We start from the raw sequence: 20,479 nt of genomic DNA on the forward strand, positions 1-20,479 counted from the left end.
ATTAATCAGTAATAATTGTATGAATTAATTTAGGAGTTTCAGCATTTTCTGATACAGAAATGTTTTCATAAATTTTAGCTTTTACATCCTCTACGTTTTCACGATTTGCATAAATCGTAACAAGTGGCTCTCCTTCTTTTACGGGTTCACCCACTTTTTTGCGTAGCATTAAACCAACCGCTAAATCAATTTCATCCTCTTTTGTTGCACGGCCTGCACCTAGAAGCATAGCAGCAATACCGATTTCATCGGCTACGATATTAGACACAACACCTGAAGTTTTAGCTGGTACATCAATTACATATTTGGCTTGTGGTAATTTTTCTGAATGATCTACAATCGAGCTATCTCCGCCTTGGTTACTTAAAAACTCTTTGAATTTCTCAATCGCTTTCCCATTCTTCATAACTTCTTTCAACATTTCACGAGCTTCCTCTAATGTATCGGCTTTTTTACCAAGTACAACCATTTGGCTTCCTAATACAAGTACCAATTCCGTTAAGTCTTCTGGCCCTTCTCCTTTTAGCGTATCAATTGCTTCCTTCACTTCAAGAGCATTACCGATTGCAAAACCAAGTGGTTGCGACATATCTGAAATAACTGCCATTGTTTGACGACCGACATTATTTCCGATTCGTACCATCGCATGTGCTAATTCTTTCGCATCTTCTTCTGTTTTCATAAATGCACCTGCACCCGTCTTAACATCAAGAACAATTGCATCAGCACCAGCTGCAATTTTTTTACTCATAATTGAACTTGCGATTAGCGGAATTGAATTCACTGTTCCAGTTACATCGCGTAATGCATAGATTTTTTTATCGGCAGGTGTTAAATTTCCTGTTTGTCCAATAACGGCAACTTTATCACGATTCACTAAGTCAATAAATTGTTCTTTCGTAATTTCAACGTGGAAGCCTTCGACTGCTTCTAATTTATCAATCGTACCACCTGTATGCCCTAAACCTCGGCCAGACATTTTTGCAACTGGTACATCTAAAGCAGCTACTAATGGTCCTAAAACTAATGTTGTTGTATCACCAACACCACCAGTTGAATGTTTATCTACTTTAACCCCTTCAATCTCTGATAAATCAATTGTTTCTCCAGAGTTCACCATAGCCATCGTTAAGTCAGCACGTTCACGATCAGACATGTCTTGGAAAAAGATAGCCATTGCCAGTGCACTCACTTGATAATCAGGTATTGATCCATCTGTATATCCTTTAATAAAGAATCCGATCTCCTCTGTTGTTAATTCTTTACCATCACGTTTTTTCGCAATAATATCTACCATTCTCATCTTAATCACCATTCCTTTTTTATATTCTATGAAACTTTTAATATATTAAGCCAACAATTGTTGCTGATAAGAAACTTACTAACGTTGCACCGAAAAGTAATTTCAAACCGAATCTTGCTACTACATTCCCTTGTTTTTCATTTAAGCTCTTAACAGCTCCTGCAATAATTCCAATTGAAGAGAAGTTCGCAAATGAAACAAGGAATACGGATATAATAGCTGTTGTTCTTCCAGAGAAATTAAAGTTCCCTTGTGCTAAATCTGTCATTGCCACAAATTCATTTGATACAAGTTTTGTCGCCATGATGTTACCTGCGTTAACAGCTTCATGCCAAGGAACTCCCATAATAAATGCAAACGGTGCAAATACATAGCCAAGAATTTCTTGGAATGAAATACCAATTACACCTTTAAACACAGCATTAATGAAAGCAATTAAAGCAACAAAGCCAATTAACATAGCCGCTACTGTAATAGCAACTTTAAAGCCATCAATTATATACTCCCCTAATACTTCGAAAAAGCTCTTTTTCTCTTCCTCTTGTACTTCTAACATATCCTCTTCTTCAGTAACCTCGTAAGGGTTAATGATAGAAGCAATAATAAATCCACCAAACAAGTTAAGTACTAAAGCGGTTACAACATATTGCGGTTTTAATAAAACCATATACGAGCCAACGATAGACATAGACACCGTTGACATTGCAGACGCACATAACGTATATAATCTTCTTTCCGATAGTAAACCTAGTTGCTTTTTAACAGAAATGAACACTTCTGATTGTCCTAAAATTGCTGAAGCCACAGCATTATACGATTCAAGTTTCCCCATCCCATTTATTTTGCTTAAAGCTAAACCAATCGCTTTTACAATGACCGGCAATACTTTAATGTGCTGCAGGATACCAATTAAAGCTGATATAAAAACAATTGGCATTAATACTCCTAAAAAGAACGAAAACTCTTTTTGATTTACTAACCCACCAAATACGAAATTAACACCATCACCAGCATATTTTAATAATTGTCCAAAACCATCTGCAATCCCAGCAATTAACACGTTCCCGATGCTTGTATTTAATAGTAAGAAACCTAAAATAAACTGAAGCACAATCATTGTTATAATAGGGCGGTATTTCACTTTCCTTCTATTATTACTAGCAAGCCATGCGATACCTAACACAATGATCAAGCCTATGATACCGATTACATATTTCATAACATTCTCCCTCCTTCTCCGTATCCGCTTACATATTTTTCAATTGTTAAAGCAATAGATACACCATGCCTTTGTGCAATTTGTGTATCTATTGCTTCTAACTGTTTATTGATTAGTAATTGTCTGAAGCACCTTCTTTGTCATTTAAGACAATTGCAACACTTGCACTTGCTCCTACTCTAGAAGCACCCGCTTCAACCATTTTCTCTGCATCTTCACGTGTACGAACGCCACCAGATGCTTTCACACCAACGTTTGCTCCAACAGTTTTGCGCATTAATGCGATATCTTCAGCAGTCGCGCCACCAGTTGAGAATCCAGTTGAAGTTTTCACAAAATCAGCACCAGCTTTTACAGATAATTCACAAGCGCGAACTTTTTCTTCATCTGTTAATAAGCAAGTTTCAATAATAACTTTTACAAGAGCTTTTCCTTTTGCAGCTTGTACAACTTCACGAATATCCTTTTCAACAAATTCATTATCGCCATCTTTTAAAGCACCAACATTGATTACCATGTCTACTTCAGTTGCACCTTTTGCAATTACATCTTTTGTTTCAAATACTTTTGTTTCAGTTGTATTTGCACCTAAAGGGAATCCGATAACTGTACAAACATCCACATCATGTCCTGCTAATTCTTCAGCAGCTAATTTCACCCATGTAGGATTAATACAAACAGAAGCGAAATTATATTTCTTTGCCTCTTCTAAAACTTTCATCACATCTTCTTTTGTTGTATTCGGTTTTAAAATTGTATGATCAATTAACTTTGCAATGTTCATTTTCTTCACTCCTTATATCTTTTAACAACTTCATTCTAACTCCATTTTGAACAAATGTAAATATCATTATGAAATTTTGTTCAATATTTTCCGGAAGGAAATTATACCCAATAAATCGAATCTTAATTTGTAGTATAAAACGGTAAACAAAGGATGTGAGTCATTTGCTAAAATCGAAACCCTTTATACTAGCATTACTAATATGCATCGCACTATTTATATTTGTCTTTCAAAAAAGGAAAGTAATTTTCCAAGAAGGGAACCCAATACCATTTGCTATAGCTATTTCAAAAATGGTTATTCAAGATAAAGAAATGGTAGCAGTAGAACCAATAGATAATGAATATCCTTACTTAGTAAAACGTGGAAAAATGGAACCGTTTATCAATATGATGGAGGAAGATGGTTGGACTTTTGTGGAAAGAGATATAATGGCTAACTCCCTAACTTTTGAAAAAGGAGATCAATCGAAGAGTATTTCTTATAAATACTATACAAGGTACTATACCTTGATTTACTCATACTAAAATAAACGATATATTCAAAAAGGCTTTCTCAAAAGTATTATTTTGAGAAAGCCTTTTATTTTATCCTTTTTGATAATGTAACAACTCTTTTGCAGTATGCTGATCGATAATCAACACATTCGCATATCCTCCGCTTAATGCACCATCAATCGCCTTTACTTTTCTAAAACCTCCAGCAACAAGAACCGAACGTTTCTTTAGACGCAATTCTTCTAAATCAATCCCAATTGTACGCTGATTGATTTCTTCACTACAAATATTACCGTTACCATCGAAGAAACGTGAACAAATGTCGCCCACTCCTTGTTTTTTCAATAAGCTCATTTCTTCCTTATCTAAATAACCTAATCGGAATAATAGCGCCTCATCTCGAACAGTTCCAACAGTAAAAATAGCAATATTCGCTTGTTTTCCCATTTCAATAATATGGTGAATATGTCTATCCTGTTCTACTAGTTCCTTTGTAACGGCATTATCAAATATAACTGGAAGCGGTAGGTTTCGTGGTGTTGTTTGGAAGGCTTCTGCAAATAAAGAAATCGTTTCATTCGCATAGGTATTTACATTTGAATGGCTAATTCCTCCTTTTAATTGAACAACCTCTACCCCTTTTACATGCTGCGGCACAATTTTTCGAGCGATTTCATACATTGTTGTTCCCCAGCTCACTCCAACGATATCACCATTTATAACAGTCTTCTCCATATACTCAGCAGCATACTGACTAATATACTCCGTAATAGCCCCATACTCTGGTACTGGTGAAAACACAACATGTGCTTCTAATAAATCATATTTTTCTTTCAGTAAGTTTCCGACACTATCCAAATCAGCAAACGGATCTGCAATGTTAATTTGAACAAATCCTTTTTCTTTCGCGTATTTTAACAACCTTGAGATGGTCGGTCTAGAGATATTTAGTTTATTAGCAATTTCTTGTTGGCTATAATCCGATTGGTAGTATAATCTTGCAACTTCAACACTTAATTGTTGTTTATCTTTATCCATAGTAGCTATTTATATATCCTTTCCTACATTTTTCTATCATTTACAAGCATTATACCGCTTTATTCCATAAAATTCGACCATCTGAATTTTTACTTTTTAATTCCAAAAATAAATTACAAGTTACTACAATGTCTGCACCGATTACGTCTACGATAATAATAAGCAATCGTAGCGCCAAATAGAGCTATTCCCCAGATTGGCCATAATAATTCTGGACCTTCCAATGCCCATCCTCTATGATCTAGCCCCCCTTTATTAATAAAACCCCGAATGTACATCAAACCAGCTGAAGTGACCATAATAGAAACCAACGAAGCAGGAATAATCGCTAACGAAAGAGGTACACGCTTACCAGCAATGAATGGAAACCAACGAGGAAACTTTTCTCCCCAGTGCTGAATAAGTCCCAGCGTAAGAATTGCCCCTCCGAGCGCTACGGTAGCCAAGGACGCACCCATTAACCAAATTCCAGGTGAATCACGTTCAAAAGAATCAAGTAATTCTTTAGTAGTTCCCAGTGGAATACCTATCGCCCAACACCATCTCGTTATGGAATAACAGATAGGAATTATAATGGCAATGTAAGTGCACCATTTTCCCCAAGATGCTGCTGAGGATTGTGATGTCCATTTAGAAGGTTTACTATTTCGACCACAATACAGACAAGCATTTCGTGTTTGTCGTTGATAGACTAGAGCAGTAGCAATCCATAAAAAGGCTCCTAGCATACTAATATATTGATTCACAATCGTCCAGTACATCATCTGTTCAAAAAAATTCACTCCATGCGGAAAATCAAATGGCGCTCCTACCAGAAATACAATTCCATATGCTACAGTCACTAAAACACGGTAGTCAATAACTGCGAATAGTAGAATCGCTACTAACATATACACAAACCCGAGTAATATAATTCGTAAAAGTCCATTACCTAAACCACGAATCATCATGACAGCTACAATGACTCCCATTACTCCAAATCCAACCATCATAGGTGCACCGATCTCAGGGCTCAAACCAACTAGCAATGAGTATTCAGATTGTGGATCCCCTATCCCAAGTGGAAAACCTTTTCCTCCCAACGCCCAATACTGACCTAATATCAAATACATCAATGACCAAGAACCCGCAGTATACCCAATCCATTGGGGCCATAATGATAACCATCTAAAAATATGAATTCCGGTTTCGTTTTTTTTCTCAGTATTTAACATCACAAAAGAACAACTCCTTCTATTAGAAAGTTATAATACTAAAGCCTTCTACAATATTTACACTGTCCCCGCCTTCTTTGATAATAAGCAATGGTTGCCAGCCCTAATGCTATTCCCCATGGAAGCCAAAATAGTGAAGGCCCTAATTCTCCCCAATTTCCAGCATTGATTGAACCGTCAAAGATTCTAAAAATGAGAATCGGACTTATTTTTAATCCCGCAAGAGTGATAAGAGTAGATGCACATGTTGCTGGTATCACTACAAACCAAACAGGAATACGTTTCCCAGCCAAATAAAGGCACCAACGAGGAAATTTTTCTCCCCATTTTTGGATAAGTCCCAATGTAAGAATCGCACCACATACAGGTAATCCACCAAGTACAGCCTCTGTCATGCGTTCTGTAAGTGACTGGCTACCGATTGATATCGCTGCTATATTACTCATCCCCAATGGAATCCCTGCAGCCCACGCTAAGCGGACAACCCCATAAGGAAGTGCCATAACGATAGCAATGTAGGTTACATATTTCCCAAAGCTGTTTCCGACAATTGATATATCTTGAGTCTCTTTTTGAAGTCCGCAATTCACACATGCTCCCCGGCTCAGCCGCTGATAAGCCAAGGCTGTCGCTCCCCATAAAAATCCTCCTACCATACATAGAAGTTGATTTATTACAGGCCAATCGATGAGTTGAAAATGTAGCATGAATGAATAAGCGAAATTCTGTAATACCCGGACATCAGGAATTACCATAACTAGAGTGATACACATTATCCATGCGAAAATGAGCAGGACTGCACGCGGAATCATCTTTCCCCACATTCGGATTGTAGCCAATGCAACGACTGATCCAATCCCCCCGATGTAAGCGATTGTCACTCCCCCTACATCTGATTGTATGTTTGCTAAAAATGATCCCATCATAAACCCTCTTGAATCATTTTCACCAAAAGGAAATCCTGCGCCTCCTAAAGCCCAATAAAGTCCCAGAAATCCGTAAAATAAGGACCAAACTGCAGTTATATAGGCGATCCACCGATGCCAATTTGATAGCAAAAAGTTCCGCTTTCCCCTCCTATCTTTCAATGTATTTGGTGAATAGTGATCATTCGACTTTCGTATATCATTTAATTTCAAAACCATATTCTTCAACCCCCTACTGTATATTGATGAGTAAGTTCATATTATGATAAAAGGGGCAATTTGAAACGAATCCACAGGACTGTTTATAAACAGTTCTAGAGGTCCGTTTAGAAAAGAATTTTCATAGTCAAAGTTGTAGATTAACAAACTGGAAATATCGCAAAATAAAAATACCAATTCCGCGTAATGGAATTGGTATAAGAAATTTTCTAATCTATATTAATAATTTTTTTCCTGATTCGGACGCATAAACCCTTGTTCCCAGGCAAAAACAGCAGCTTTCGTACGATCAAGCATATGAAGCTTACTTAAAATGTTGCTAACATGCCCTTTCACTGTCTTTTCACTAATGAAAAGACTTTCAGCAATTTCAGCATTCGTGAGCCCCCTAGCAATTAATCGTAACACTTCCAGTTCTCTTTCACTTAGCTCGGAAAATGGATTGGAAGATGCCTGTTTCGTAGCACGAATCTCATTAACAACCCGTGCAGCTACCCGTGGATGCATGATGGATTCGCCTTGTACGCCTCTCCTTACCGTTTCAACCAATTGATTAGGCTCGATGTCTTTAAGCACATATGATATTGCCCCTGCACGTAATGCTGGAAAAATGTACTCGTCCTCATGATAAGAAGTCAACACAATCACTTGAGAACGAGGACTAACTTGTTTAATCATTCGAATTGCCTCTACACCATGGATACCTGGCATCACTAAATCCATGAGTACGATATCTGGCACAAGCTCAGCAGCTAGGGCCGTAGCACTTTCACCATTTTCTGCTTCTCCAACTACATGAAAGTCAGATTGAATTGTGAATAGAGTATTCAATCCTTGTCTTACAATTGCGTGATCATCAACTATTAAAATCGAAATCGGATCTTCCTTCTCCATTTTCCGTCACCTCTTCTAAATAACAATTGGCATTCGGATTGTTATCTTCTCGAATATCTGTTTGTTTACATTGAACGGTAATTTTCACACCTTTCCCTATCTCACTTTGGATGTCAATATGCCCCTTTAACGCATGAATTCGTTCACGCATAGAGGACAAACCTACTCCTTGTCGAGCTCCCCTTTGAGTATCAAACCCACAACCATTATCATGAATAGAAAGAGTTACAACTTCTTCATAATCTAGATGAATCATTACCATATTTGCCTGACTGTGACGTGCAACATTATTCAGTGCCTCCTGTGTGATGCGAAAAAATGTTTCTTCAATAATAGGGGATACTTGTTGCTGTCCACTTGTTTCCAAATTAACGATAATACCCGTTTGTTCTTGCCACATTCCTGTATAATCCTTTAATGCATGTGTCAGATCCTTCCCCTCAAGGGCAACAGGACGTAACTCCCGAATCAATGCACTTAACTCACGCTGCGTTTGATGTAACACATTTTCTGCCTTTAGCAAATGTTCTTTAGCGGTGTCATCGTCTTTTCCGATAAGAGATTTGCTAGTATTCAGCCAGATTGATGTAGCAAACAGTTGCTGCTTGATACTATCATGTAGCTCACGAGCTAATCGATTACGTTCCTCAAGTGTCGCTAAATCTTGCCGCACTTTAAGTAAGGTACGTAATTGTTTCGCCATTTGATTCAGCTTACATGCCAACTGCCCCAATTCATCCTTTGAAGGATCATGCACAAATGTTGTGAAATCCCCTTGACTCCATTGATCTGTAGAGTTTAATATCTTTTTGATACGACGAACGAGACTTCGAGACGTGATAATTCCAAAAGTAATACCAACAATTGCTGCACCAATAAAGAAAGCTAAAATACTAAATCCAAAAAACTGAAAAGTAACCTTCCAAAAATCGAAGAGCGAAAACTGTATGTTCTCTGCTTTAACCACTAATACCCCACGAACATCTTTCTGATTTGTTAATGGAGCAACAATATATAAAATTCCATCTTTATGGTAGCTATATGTTTTTAATTTACGTGCTTCAGATGATTTCAGTGACAACGCTGTATATATATGCTGATAAACTTCCGCAGGAAATTCTGCTTTAAACTCAATAAACTGAGGCACATCCTCTCCGGCACCTGCAAGTAATTTCCGATTAGGATCAATGACCACAGAAAATCCATCGAATTCAGTTCCTACTTCAATGGGCCAATCTTCTAATGCTTTCTTCAGCTGATTTTGATTAATAAATGGTCCGTTAAAGTTAGAAGATATATTTTGAGCTTGTATACTGATCTGTTGTTCAAACATTCGGTCCGCATTATATTTCACTAGACTAAGTGAAATAAGAAAGCCCATCACTTCAAGTGTTAATAGAACACCGATGGTTGTTAACACGTAAAATAAAGTCAGTTTCCACTGCAAACGGTGGAAATGTCGGACAAAACGAGGCAGAAGTTTCATATTTTTTCCTTCCTAATTGAAAGTATAGCAACCAGCCTATTGTTCAGTTTTCACTAAAATTTACTCTCTACTATATGATAAGTATTCAATTTTTATATTCCTTTCTAAAGGTTCTTCTTTATATAATTCATTCTTGATATAATTTTTCTTGCTAAATCAGGGGTTTCCTAGCATATTTAAAAAATTATTTGTGCACAAATATACTCTTCCCTTGCTTTTCTGTAAATCTAATTCCTTTCCATCTTATAATTCATTCTGTTTTAACAACTTCTTAAAATTATAGTTTGGTATCGGGAAACAGATACCAGCTGCCCTATTTTTCTTAGTGGAGAATGTGCATATAAAAAACGCATTTTGTAATAATGCTCTTAAAAAAATCAAAAACCATATATTGTAATAGTGTTGAAGACATTTATAAAACGTAAATAATCTAAAAAATTGGTCTATTCAAAAAACGAAAGTTGATGAATAGGAATCTTAACAAGGTTAGAAAGAATTACTTTTGGAGTGATAAAAAGTTTCGAAATACCCAATTTCAAATAAGGATTAGATCCACAACGGTAAGATATAAAACCTATTTGTACAAAAAGGTAGCTCTACATAAGTAAAGCTACCTTGAAAATTGCTTGTTCTATAATCTTTATTTTTTCAAATGATAAGGAACCGTCGTAATAACAACATTTCTCTTATAGAGTAAGAATGCACGAATTAATAAGCTCGACTGGTTATGAAGAATATTGTGCCAGCCTTTCTTAGGAATAAATTGCGGTATTACTACAGTAACTCTGTAATTGGATTCATTTGCTTTATATTGCACTGTATCGATAAACTTTGTTAGCGGTTGAATAATGCTTCTATAGTGGGAATGCAACGTAACAAGCCTTACTTCAGGCTGCCATTTCTTCCACTTCTCTTCAAATTTCTTTTCATCTTCTCTTTCAAATGCAACATATACGGCGATAATTTGATCTGGTGAAAGAGACTTTGCATAATTCAATGAATTTTCTACTACATGAGTCATACCGGCTACGGGAACGATGATTACATTACCTTCGATTGGCACAATTGATTCACAAGTTTTAAGGCTTAACTGATCTCCTACTGCTTCATAGTGTTTTTTAATTCGGTGGAAAACAAAAATAATGACAGGTAAGAAAACAAGCACAGTCCAAACTTGTGCAAATTTAGTTAAAAAGAACATACTCATAACGATAAAACTAATAACGGCACCTGTTAAATTAATCGTTAATTTCAAAATCCATCCTTGAGGCTTTTCACGAATCCATTTAACCACCATCCCAGACTGTGACAACGTAAATGGAATAAACACGCCCACTGCATAAAGCGGAATAAGATGTTCTGTTTGACCTTGAAACGCAATAATTAAAAGAATGGAAGCAATTCCAAGTATGATAATCCCGTTTGAATAACCTAATCGATCGCCTCTAATCGTAAACATCCTTGGAATAAACTTATCTTTCGCAAGATTAACTGCTAATAAAGGAAATGCTGAATAGCCGGTGTTAGCAGCAAGAATTAATATTAAAGCTGTTGTACCTTGTATAAAAAAGTACATAAAATTTCGTCCAAATGTTTGTTCAGCAATTTGAGAAACTACGGTTACTTCTTTACTAGGAGTAATTCCGTAATAATAAGCTAGATAAACAATTCCTGAAAATAAAACGGCCAGTAAAGCCCCCATCGCAAGCAATGTTTTGGCTGCATTGTTAGGAGCTGGATCTTTAAAGTTGGGGATTGCATTCGAAATGGCTTCAACACCTGTTAAAGCAGAACTACCTGATGCAAATGCTCTTAAAAGTAAAAACAAACTAACCCCTGCTACTGGTGTACCAATTGGTGTATGCAAATGAGGCGAAACTTCACCTGTTACAATGTTGTATATTCCTACGCCGATTAATATAAATAGCGCTAAAACAAATAGATAAACAGGATATGCTAAAACAGAAGCCGACTCCGTTACACCTCTTAAGTTCAATATTGTAATACATATTACAAATATAATCGCGATAATGACATTATGCTCATGTAAACTAGGAAAAGCAGATGTAATCGCATCTGTACCTGCCGATACACTTACTGCTACAGTTAAAATATAGTCTACTAATAAGGATCCTCCAGCTATTAACCCTGGATTCACACCTAAATTTTCTTTTGATACTACATATGCTCCCCCGCCATGAGGATACGCAAAAATAATTTGTCTATAAGATAAAATAAGAGCTGTTAACAATACTAATACTCCTATAGCGATAGGAATAGAATACCAAAATGCTACAGCACCAAGTGTAGCTAGGGCAATCAATATTTGTTCTGGACCATATGCCACTGATGATAAAGCATCTGAAGAAAGAATAGCTAATGCTTTCGTTTTGTTAAGTTTTTGCTCTCCTAATTCCGTTGACTTTAACGGTCGACCAATTAAAAATCTCTTTATGGATGAAACCACTGATGTTCACTCTCCAATAATTTTGTACGTTCATTTCTCTGTTAGTTAAATTAACAAACTATTTTTTCAGAAAACAAAAAATGTCTACAAGCCATAACAAATAGACTTGTAGACATTACATTTTTTGTCGCACAAGCTCCACCTTCCTTCTCAATATAACGCTTACGAGGTTAGCTGTCGGATTCGGGCCTATGAGTAGCCCTACCTTTTTTCAAGGATTCACCCCTTGGATTATGCAATAATCCATAAAAACGGGTCCCCCGTACCATGCGGTTTCAGCGATTTAGAAATTTGAAACTGTGGATTATAATACTCCTTTATTTTAAAAAAGTAAACAAAATTTTTAAAAATAAAAAGTTTTCGATGATTATGTATGATATCGTTGCATGGATGAACAGAATATATGTATCAATATAGATTGGGAGGCATTGATTTGTCTAAAGAAAAGAAGCCGCTTTTATCGGATACCTTTTTAGATGAAATTATAATAGAAATTAATAAGTTATATGGAAACACACATGAAGAACGAAATCGTTCACAAGAAAATAAAAGAAATAAGTAAAAAAGTCTGTTTTAAAAAATAAAACAGACTTTTTATTTTAAAACGTCAAAATTTATTGCATATAAATTACTACAAGCATCCATATAGCTAAAGCAGAAATGATTGCGAGTACGATACGAGTAGAAAGTACTCGCACTTCAAAATCTGTCCTTTTTGAAGGTTCAGGATATGCAATAATGTAGATTCCCTTTAAGAGCGAAAGCCATCCAATGAGTGTAACAAATCCTTGCCAATTCAACTCCCATACATGATGTAAAATGACGGTACTTAACCCTAAAAAGATTGATAAAAATCCATACATAATTCCAGATCCTCTACCTTCCACCACTAACCTTTTCAATTCACGTAACACCGATGGACGCACAAAAAGAACACCTGATACAATTAATATGATCCATCCCCAAAATAACCCTAAAAAAGTACTTATAGTCATTACTCTCCCTCCTTTCCAACACATTTATATTTCAAGAGACCCTTCTTTTAGAACTCGCTACTTATTAGAAATAAAATGCCACAATTCAACAAAAAGGTATTATTAAAATCATTTCGCTACCTCATTCAAATACCTTAATTATATCCGGATGATAAATCGTACTCTTCTAACTTTTACTTGCCGAATATAAAAAGGATAGAAAAAGTAATTATACTTTTTCTATCCTTCACTCATTTCGGTACTACAAAAACTATACCGGTTCTTTATTTAAAGTCATTTCTTCATATACTTTTAAGTTTTGATAAACCACTTTTAATAACGTTGCATCGATACAAAATTGTTTTGCTAATTTTAATAAATATCCTTGTAAATGTTCCCCTTCAATGAACGAACCTTTTTCCATATCACGCTGCATAGATGACTTCATAGCATAAGAAATTTTATCAATTGTCTTCATATGTTCCTCAACAATATTTTCCTGAATCGGAGCTCCAAATCCCCTCATGATCTGTGCTGCTTCTTCAAATAAACTTCGAATAAAATCGCGACCACCATTACTTTCGCGAATCGGTCCTATCGGTGCATGCATTAACGTCGTCACACCTGACATTACTGAAATAAATAAATATTTATGCCACATATCTCGCAAAATATGTTCACTTAGAACAAAACTCGCTTTCGTTCCCGTTAATACTTTAGCAATTTTTTTTGCTCTTGCTGAATCATGGTGTTTTATTTCTCCAAATACAAGTCTATCAGCAGCACTAGTGTGTACAACTTCCCCTTCATCGTTTAAAGTTGTCTCTATAAAACATAAGCCACCCATTACGTTTTCCTCACCAAACTCCTGTTGCAAATGTGATAAATGAGCAATACCGTTTAATAATGGGATTATCATTGTATTATCGCCTACAAACGGCTTCAAATCTATTATTGCTTCTTTTAAGTGATATGCTTTTGTTGAAAATAGAATTACATCGAATGGAGAAACGACATCTTCTTTCGTTACTAATTTCGGTTGAAATGAAAAATCCCCATTAGCACTCCGAATTACGAGACCTTTTTCTTCTAATTGCTGTTTTCGTCTACTACGAACGAGAAAAGTAACGTCTTCCCCTTTCTCTACTAAACGGCCCCCAAAATATCCTCCGACTCCACCAGCTCCTAATACTAAAATACGCATACAGAACCCCTCTTTTCCAAACATGAAAATTTTACTTCCTTGTAGCATAACTATATTATACATCTGATCTGTATAATAAACAGAAAATTCAACTTTTTAACAAAAATTAAGGGCTATATACTATATAATATTATTCATTATGATATTAACGAATAGATTAGTCACATTTCAATTTATGTATTATACACTTAGTAAAAACTTGTATAGTTAGAAAGGATGAAAAGAAATGCAATACCCAATGTTCTTATCTAAAAGATTGACAATACGCCCATTTGAATTAGATGATGCTTCTAAAGTGCAAGTATTAGCAGGAGATAAAGAGGTTGCGAAAAATACTACAATTATTCCTCATCCTTATCCAGATGGCTGGGCAAAAGAGTGGATTACCTCCACTCATACAGCTATGGATAATGGAGACAGTTTTCACTTTGCAATGGTTAATGAGCAAAATATGCTCATCGGTTGCATATACCTTTTTATTAATAAAAAACACAATAAGGGAGAACTAGGATACTGGATAGGTAAATCGTATTGGAGTAAAGGATATTGCACAGAAGCTGGGCGAGTTATCGTTAAATATGCATTTGAAGAATTACAGCTCAATCGTATTTTTGCTGATGCTTTCACTAAAAATCCTGCCTCTTCTAAAGTCATGCAAAAATTAGGATTGAAACATGAAGGAACATTTAAACAGAGTTGTTTGTACTGGGGAGTTTATGAAGATACTGTTGTTTATGGTTTAACAAGATCTGATTATAAAAAGAGTAAGTAAGTCAATAACTTCCCCTCTCTTTTGTAGCGAATCGCAATAACCCGAAAGCTTTACTTTCGCTTGTTAGATGTATGAAAGCAGAGATTTTTGATTCATCTCTTGTTACATATGAAGTAGTTTTATAAAAAGTGGAAGGGAAAAAGATTCCGAAACATCCTTATAACATTTCAGTTTTAACATCTAAATGAATGATTATAAAAAGAGTAAGCCCAAAGATTTTATGGCTTACTCTTTTATTTAAAACATTTCCCTTGTTTTAATTCACCAGAGGCAATCTATATTTCTTCATATCTTATAAATGAGTTGAAATACCTTTCCTCCCCTTGGTTTCAAAGTACCTATTCTATCAATCCCTGTAATAAATACCTACATAAAAAGTGATATACTAGATTCAAAACCTTTAGAGGAGCTGGCTATTATGGGGATGATTGGACAGTATATATTAGTCACAGAGGAGGAATTAAGCAAAATTAAAACTAAGGAATTGGACATTTATTTTAAAGAGTCTGATCTAGATATTGATAAATCATGGCAATTACTTCATTTTATTTTATGTGGTGAGATTGGCGGAGGTGAACCACCACTTGGACATGTTGTACCTCTTAATGATTCCATCATAGATAACGATTCGCTTGGTACGTTTTATCTTACAGCTAGTGAAGTCGAAGAAGCATATTCTGCAATAAAAGATTTAAGTGAATCTGATTTCAATAACATGTATAACTTTCAAGAGTTGATGGACGAACAACTTTATCCACTTGTTGAAGATGATGAGTCCGATGAGATATTCGAATATACTTATAGTTGTTTTTTAGAAATTAAGAATTTATATAAGCGAGCTGTTTCAAACAAGCAAAGTGTGATTTTTTTCATTCTCTAAGCAAGAACAAAAAAAAACGGATTCTCTCTTTTACGAGAAAATCCGTTTTTTATAAAAGTGAATGATTATCCTAATTTCACTTGATTTTCTGCTTCAATTTTTGCTAATGCAGTAGTCACTTGCTCTTCTGTTAATTCATGCTCTGCCACATAACGGTTACGTGGGTGTACACGGCATTCATGTGAACATGCACGTAAATATTTCTCTTCATTTTCTTCCGAGCATAAGATTTGTTTGTTACATTCTGGATTTGCACAATTTACATAGCGCTCACATGGTTCTTTTGTAAAGTGGTCTTTCCCAACAATAACATGTTCTTTTTGGTTTACTGGCACACCAATACGCTCATCGAATACGTAACATTGTCCATCCCAAAGTTCGCCTTGTACTTCAGGGTCTTTCCCGTACGTTACAATCCCGCCATGAAGCTGACTTACGTCTTCAAAACCTTCTCGAACTAACCAACCTGAAAATTTCTCACAGCGGATACCGCCCGTACAATACGTTAAAATCTTTTTACCTTCAAGAATCTCTTTATTTTCATCGATCCAGTCTGGCAATTCACGGAATGATTTAATGTCCGGCTTAATCGCACCTCTAAAATGGCCTAGATCAAATTCATAATCGTTTCTCGCATCGATGATAACCGTATTTTCCTCTTGCATTGCTTCATAAAATTCTTTTGGATCTAAATATTTTCCTGTTGTTTCTTTCGGATTAATATCATCATGTAGTCGAAGTGTAACAAGCTCTTCACGAGGACGCACATGCATTTTTTTGAACGCATGCTCATCCGCTTCATCCACTTTAAAAACGATTCCAGCAAAACGTGGGTCGTTCTTCATTGCTTCCATATATTTTTCTGTTTGTTCAATAGTACCTGAAGCAGTTCCGTTAATCCCTTCTTCTGCTACAAGAATTCTTCCTTTTAACTCAAGTGAATTACAAAATTCTAAATGCTGAGCAGCAAATTCTTCAGGATTCTCAATTGTAGTGTACATGTAGTACAGTAATACTCTGTATGGTTTCGTATTTGACATTTTATTTTAACCACCTATCTAAATCAATATTTTAAAATCATGTATAAGTTAACGATCATATCGGAACATATAAGAATAAGAAAAAATATGCTAACTATTGTTCAAATAACTTTCTCCTATTTACAATGTTTTCCCGTAAGTTAACGCAAATGAAAAACGAGATTACATAACAATCCACTGCGGTTGTGATGTAATCCCAATATATTATATAACATACAAATTGATTTCCAGCAATTAATATGCTGTGAATCTTATTTTACAATTAAAAAACACTCTTTTCCATTCCATATTATAGGTCACTTCTCTTTATTCTCCCGCAATCCCAGAAGTTATAACTGTATGTTCTCTGTTTTATTTATTTTTTTTACATAATTATTTCAAGTACATCTTTTATTGTGTATGGTCATATAATTTGCATTAAGGAAACATTTATGTTCCAATAAAAACATCAACTGAAATATATAAATGTATTGAAATAAATACAATAATTACATCGAGCTAAGAAACTAAAGGGGAAGACTACTATGAATAAAGGTATAACAAAAGATGAACAAATCCCTTCTCAAAGTACAACAGTTCAATCTGCTCATTTAGCTTTAAGTGGTGAAACAAAAGGATTAAAAAGATTATTACCTTTTTTAGGACCGGCATTTATCGCATCTGTTGCTTATATTGATCCAGGGAACTTCGCCACAAATATTGCAGCAGGATCACAATACGGTTATTTATTACTTTGGGTGATTCTAGCTTCCAATTTAATGGCCGTATTAATTCAGTCTCTATCAGCAAAACTCGGGATTGCTACTGGTAAAAACCTTCCTGAGATCGCTCGTGAGCATTTTCCAAAACCCGTTTCAATCGGTTTATGGATACAAGGTGAACTCGTTATTATGGCTACTGATTTAGCCGAATTCATCGGTGCTGCTTTAGGATTATATTTATTGTTTGGCATTCCAATGTTACCCGCTGCTTTAATTACTGCAGTTGGATCATTCATTATTCTTGAATTTCAGCGTAGAGGCTTTCGTCCATTAGAAGCTGTTATTACAGGAATGGTCTTTATCGTTGTTGTAGCGTTTGGTGTACAAGTATTCTATGCGAAACCAGAGCTAAGTCCTCTTCTTTCAGGACTATTTATTCCTAAATTTCAAGGTGTAGACAGTATTTTACTAGCAGCTGGTATTTTAGGTGCAACAGTCATGCCACATGCAATTTATCTACATTCTGCTTTAACGCAGCGCCGCGTAGTCGGAACAACAGATGAACAGCGTAAAAAGATTTTCCGCTTTGAATTCATTGATATCATTATTGCAATGGTGATTGCTGGAGCGATTAATGCAAGTATGCTAATTGTAGCAGCTGCCTTGTTCTTCAAAAACGGCTTACATGTTGAAGATTTAGATGTTGCTTTTAACCAATTCGGCAACTTAGTTGGACCTGTATCAGCTAGCCTTTTTGGAATTGGATTGTTAGCTGCGGGTTTATCTAGTTCTTCCGTCGGTACAATGTCTGGTGATATTATTATGCAAGGATTTATCCGCATGCATATTCCTTTATATGTAAGACGACTTATTACAATGATCCCACCTCTTGTTATTATCGCTTTAGGTGTGAATCCCACTTACGCCCTTGTCATGAGTCAGGTTGTATTATCATTTGGAATCGCGTTTGCATTAGTACCTCTTATTATGTTTACAAGTAGCAAAAAGATTATGGGCGTACTCGTAAATCATCGTATTACAAACACAATTGCTTGGCTAATTGCTGGGCTCGTTATTGCTTTAAATATTTTCTTACTGTATCAAACTTTTACTGGATAATAAGAAAGAGGATATCGCACGAATATGTACGATATCCTCTTTTTATTTTCACTTTATAGGTACGCAGATCTCACAATAATCGCTATAAACCATTTCCACAATATACCTTTCAAAAATCGGTTTGGTATCCATTTGATAGCCACTGTTTAATAGTTCGGAAAAAATTTCAGCCCACGCTTTTTGAATATCTTCTGCTGTATGTTTGACTTTGCAAATAGCATATCTCCCGCCAGGTACTTCACTTTCACTCACGGTATCATCAATTGGATAATCATTTGAAATGACGATACACGCATCATAGCGACAATTTACAGGGGCCGTTGTTTCAGGATTGTCTTGTGAAATTCCAAGTATTATTGCTGTTTCGGCAAGCAAATTGTTTTTCTCTGCCCAATTTTTTAATTTTTTCATCGCTTGGACATTATCCGAACCGTATGGACCAACTTGTCGCACATATGCAATTCGATATTTTGGTAAATTTTCAATCTTAATATTCATATATCTTTTCTCCTTTTATATCGATATTTACTACATTTCCAAATTATCACGGTATAAAAAAAGAATCATCTAAATTTTTAAAAATTACAACCATTCCCAAAGCATTATTCATATATCACACCTTGCTCTCCCTTCTAAGAAAGACAAAAGCACTCGTTATAAACAAAGTTTACTATAACGAGTGCTTTTATTTCTCTATTCAACTGTTCCTACAATACAATTTGATAACTTTCCTTTAACTATTGCATGGTCGTAAAAAAGTGTTTAAAATTGATAAATTCTCTTGTAAAAAAGTTTGATGCTTTTCAATGCCTCTTCTTTTACACCAACCAATTGAATTGAACGAATCGGTAAAACGATAAAACTGCAAAACTTCTTGTAAATCAATAAGCGGCCGAATGGATTCATAGCCCTGTTGATATGCTTCTATTGTTCCAGGATATTTCATGAAAATATCACGATTCATTTTTGTAAAATCCATTTCGGTTGCGCCAATACGGACACTTTCAAAATCAATGATACCAGTCACTAGATTTTCACAAACTAAAATATTACCCGGTCGAAAATCCATATGTATAAAACAAGGTCCATCTGGAGTTGGAAGTAATGTTAGATGACGTTCAAAATATTGTAACGATTCTTCATATAAACGTGGTTCAATCACTTCCTTTACATCTTCTGCGAAGGAATAAAAATGTTGCTGAATAAACTCAGACCATTGACTATACACATTGGAAACAGAGCTTTTGAAATCCTGTTCATTTGGAATAATTGCATGCAGCTTGGCATGTTGTACTCCAATATCATAGGCTAAGGCTGCATCCACATTTCCTGTTGCCGGGACACCGTTGATTGCGGATAACAATAATGCACCAGTAACATCCTCATTACCTTCCCAATAATCCAACACTCGTGGTACTAATAATTCATGACGAAATCGTTCAAGTACTGTATACTCGCGTTCCAGCTTTACTTTAGAATACGGAATTTTTATATAGACCACGCACTGATCCAGTAACTTAATTTTATAAACCATTGAACTAAAAGACTGCGGAACATCTTCAATTGTTAATACATTCAAATTAAATCTTTCTAGTACTTGTTGTAGCTTATCCATGCCCCCCCCTCTACCCCTATAATCTAACATACTTTAACACTTTAATTTTACATTATTTAGAATCCGAAAACTTGTTATTATTAATTGAACAAACTTTTTTTATCAAAATAATAATCAGTGGGGGAAC

The 20,479-nt window shown here is 35.5% G+C and carries 19 protein-coding genes and 1 riboswitch; of the genes, 5 read left to right on the plus strand and 14 right to left on the minus strand.

Features of this window, described 5'->3' with window-relative positions:
• Window position 1: 1 nt before the first annotated feature.
• The 3 genes from AAIE21_RS18165 to deoC form a co-directional block, all read right to left on the minus strand.
• The gene (locus AAIE21_RS18165) at window positions 2-1,303 is read right to left on the minus strand and encodes a pyrimidine-nucleoside phosphorylase (protein ID WP_343268051.1); all 1,302 of its coding nucleotides are present in this window, start codon (window positions 1,301-1,303) and stop codon (window positions 2-4) included.
• Window positions 1,304-1,340: 37 nt separating this feature from the next.
• Window positions 1,341-2,522 carry a NupC/NupG family nucleoside CNT transporter gene (locus AAIE21_RS18170; protein ID WP_343268052.1) on the minus strand — a complete coding sequence of 394 codons (1,182 nt, stop codon included), beginning with the start codon at window positions 2,520-2,522 and terminating at the stop codon, window positions 1,341-1,343.
• A 112-nt stretch (window positions 2,523-2,634) separates the two neighbouring features.
• Window positions 2,635-3,306 carry a deoxyribose-phosphate aldolase gene (deoC, locus tag AAIE21_RS18175; protein WP_343268053.1) on the minus strand — a complete coding sequence of 224 codons (672 nt, stop codon included), beginning with the start codon at window positions 3,304-3,306 and terminating at the stop codon, window positions 2,635-2,637.
• Between the two features lie 164 nt (window positions 3,307-3,470).
• Between deoC and AAIE21_RS18180 the strand changes: the two genes are divergently transcribed.
• The gene (locus AAIE21_RS18180) at window positions 3,471-3,833 is read left to right on the plus strand and encodes a hypothetical protein (RefSeq protein ID WP_343268054.1); all 363 of its coding nucleotides are present in this window, start codon (window positions 3,471-3,473) and stop codon (window positions 3,831-3,833) included.
• A gap of 60 nt (window positions 3,834-3,893) precedes the next feature.
• Here AAIE21_RS18180 and AAIE21_RS18185 read toward each other — a convergent pair whose 3' ends face one another.
• The 6 genes from AAIE21_RS18185 to AAIE21_RS18210 form a co-directional block, all read right to left on the minus strand.
• Window positions 3,894-4,841, minus strand: a complete 948-nt coding sequence (locus AAIE21_RS18185) for a sugar-binding transcriptional regulator (protein WP_343268055.1) — start codon at window positions 4,839-4,841, stop codon at window positions 3,894-3,896.
• A 113-nt stretch (window positions 4,842-4,954) separates the two neighbouring features.
• Entirely contained in the window at window positions 4,955-6,055 is a 1,101-nt protein-coding gene (locus tag AAIE21_RS18190) for a hypothetical protein (protein WP_343268093.1), read from the minus strand.
• A 38-nt stretch (window positions 6,056-6,093) separates the two neighbouring features.
• Complete coding sequence (locus AAIE21_RS18195) at window positions 6,094-7,200, minus strand: hypothetical protein (RefSeq protein ID WP_343268056.1); 1,107 nt, start codon at window positions 7,198-7,200, stop codon at window positions 6,094-6,096.
• A gap of 219 nt (window positions 7,201-7,419) precedes the next feature.
• Window positions 7,420-8,094: a response regulator gene (locus tag AAIE21_RS18200; RefSeq protein WP_343268057.1), complete on the minus strand. Its 675-nt coding sequence runs from the start codon at window positions 8,092-8,094 to the stop codon at window positions 7,420-7,422.
• Complete coding sequence (locus AAIE21_RS18205) at window positions 8,057-9,580, minus strand: sensor histidine kinase (RefSeq protein WP_343268058.1); 1,524 nt, start codon at window positions 9,578-9,580, stop codon at window positions 8,057-8,059. The genes AAIE21_RS18200 and AAIE21_RS18205 overlap by 38 nt, the downstream gene beginning before the upstream one ends.
• A 640-nt stretch (window positions 9,581-10,220) precedes the next feature.
• Window positions 10,221-12,047 carry an APC family permease gene (locus tag AAIE21_RS18210; RefSeq protein WP_343268059.1) on the minus strand — a complete coding sequence of 609 codons (1,827 nt, stop codon included), beginning with the start codon at window positions 12,045-12,047 and terminating at the stop codon, window positions 10,221-10,223.
• Between the two features lie 144 nt (window positions 12,048-12,191).
• A riboswitch (cyclic di-AMP (ydaO/yuaA leader) is annotated at window positions 12,192-12,338 on the minus strand.
• A 142-nt stretch (window positions 12,339-12,480) separates the two neighbouring features.
• On the opposite strand from AAIE21_RS18210, the gene AAIE21_RS18215 reads away from it, so the two are divergent.
• A complete protein-coding gene (locus AAIE21_RS18215; RefSeq protein ID WP_343268060.1) occupies window positions 12,481-12,609 on the plus strand; it encodes a bacitracin ABC transporter ATP-binding protein in 129 nt (42 codons plus the stop codon).
• Window positions 12,610-12,661: 52 nt separating this feature from the next.
• Here the strand turns inward: AAIE21_RS18215 and AAIE21_RS18220 are convergent, their stop codons facing one another.
• A complete protein-coding gene (locus AAIE21_RS18220; protein ID WP_343268061.1) occupies window positions 12,662-13,042 on the minus strand; it encodes a hypothetical protein in 381 nt (126 codons plus the stop codon).
• 250 nt (window positions 13,043-13,292) lie between these two features.
• Complete coding sequence (gene panE / locus AAIE21_RS18225; protein ID WP_343268062.1) at window positions 13,293-14,225, minus strand: 2-dehydropantoate 2-reductase; 933 nt, start codon at window positions 14,223-14,225, stop codon at window positions 13,293-13,295.
• 226 nt (window positions 14,226-14,451) lie between these two features.
• Here panE and AAIE21_RS18230 point away from each other — a divergent pair, with 226 nt between their 5' ends.
• Complete coding sequence (locus AAIE21_RS18230; RefSeq protein WP_343268063.1) at window positions 14,452-14,997, plus strand: GNAT family N-acetyltransferase; 546 nt, start codon at window positions 14,452-14,454, stop codon at window positions 14,995-14,997.
• A 418-nt stretch (window positions 14,998-15,415) separates the two neighbouring features.
• Entirely contained in the window at window positions 15,416-15,877 is a 462-nt protein-coding gene (locus tag AAIE21_RS18235) for a YfbM family protein (protein WP_343268064.1), read from the plus strand.
• 65 nt (window positions 15,878-15,942) lie between these two features.
• Here AAIE21_RS18235 and trhO read toward each other — a convergent pair whose 3' ends face one another.
• Window positions 15,943-16,917 carry an oxygen-dependent tRNA uridine(34) hydroxylase TrhO gene (gene trhO / locus AAIE21_RS18240; RefSeq protein WP_343268065.1) on the minus strand — a complete coding sequence of 325 codons (975 nt, stop codon included), beginning with the start codon at window positions 16,915-16,917 and terminating at the stop codon, window positions 15,943-15,945.
• Between the two features lie 524 nt (window positions 16,918-17,441).
• Here trhO and AAIE21_RS18245 point away from each other — a divergent pair.
• The gene (locus AAIE21_RS18245) at window positions 17,442-18,737 is read left to right on the plus strand and encodes an Nramp family divalent metal transporter (protein WP_343268066.1); all 1,296 of its coding nucleotides are present in this window, start codon (window positions 17,442-17,444) and stop codon (window positions 18,735-18,737) included.
• Between the two features lie 48 nt (window positions 18,738-18,785).
• On the opposite strand, the gene AAIE21_RS18250 is transcribed toward AAIE21_RS18245, so the two are convergent.
• Entirely contained in the window at window positions 18,786-19,235 is a 450-nt protein-coding gene (locus AAIE21_RS18250) for an AraC family transcriptional regulator (protein ID WP_343268067.1), read from the minus strand.
• A gap of 235 nt (window positions 19,236-19,470) precedes the next feature.
• Complete coding sequence (locus tag AAIE21_RS18255; RefSeq protein WP_343268068.1) at window positions 19,471-20,352, minus strand: phosphotransferase family protein; 882 nt, start codon at window positions 20,350-20,352, stop codon at window positions 19,471-19,473.
• Window positions 20,353-20,479: the final 127 nt, after the last annotated feature.

Origin of the sequence: Paenibacillus sp. 102 (genome assembly GCF_039549175.1) — a bacterium.
In the GTDB taxonomy this organism is placed as follows: Bacteria; Bacillota; Bacilli; order Bacillales; family Bacillaceae_G; genus Bacillus_A.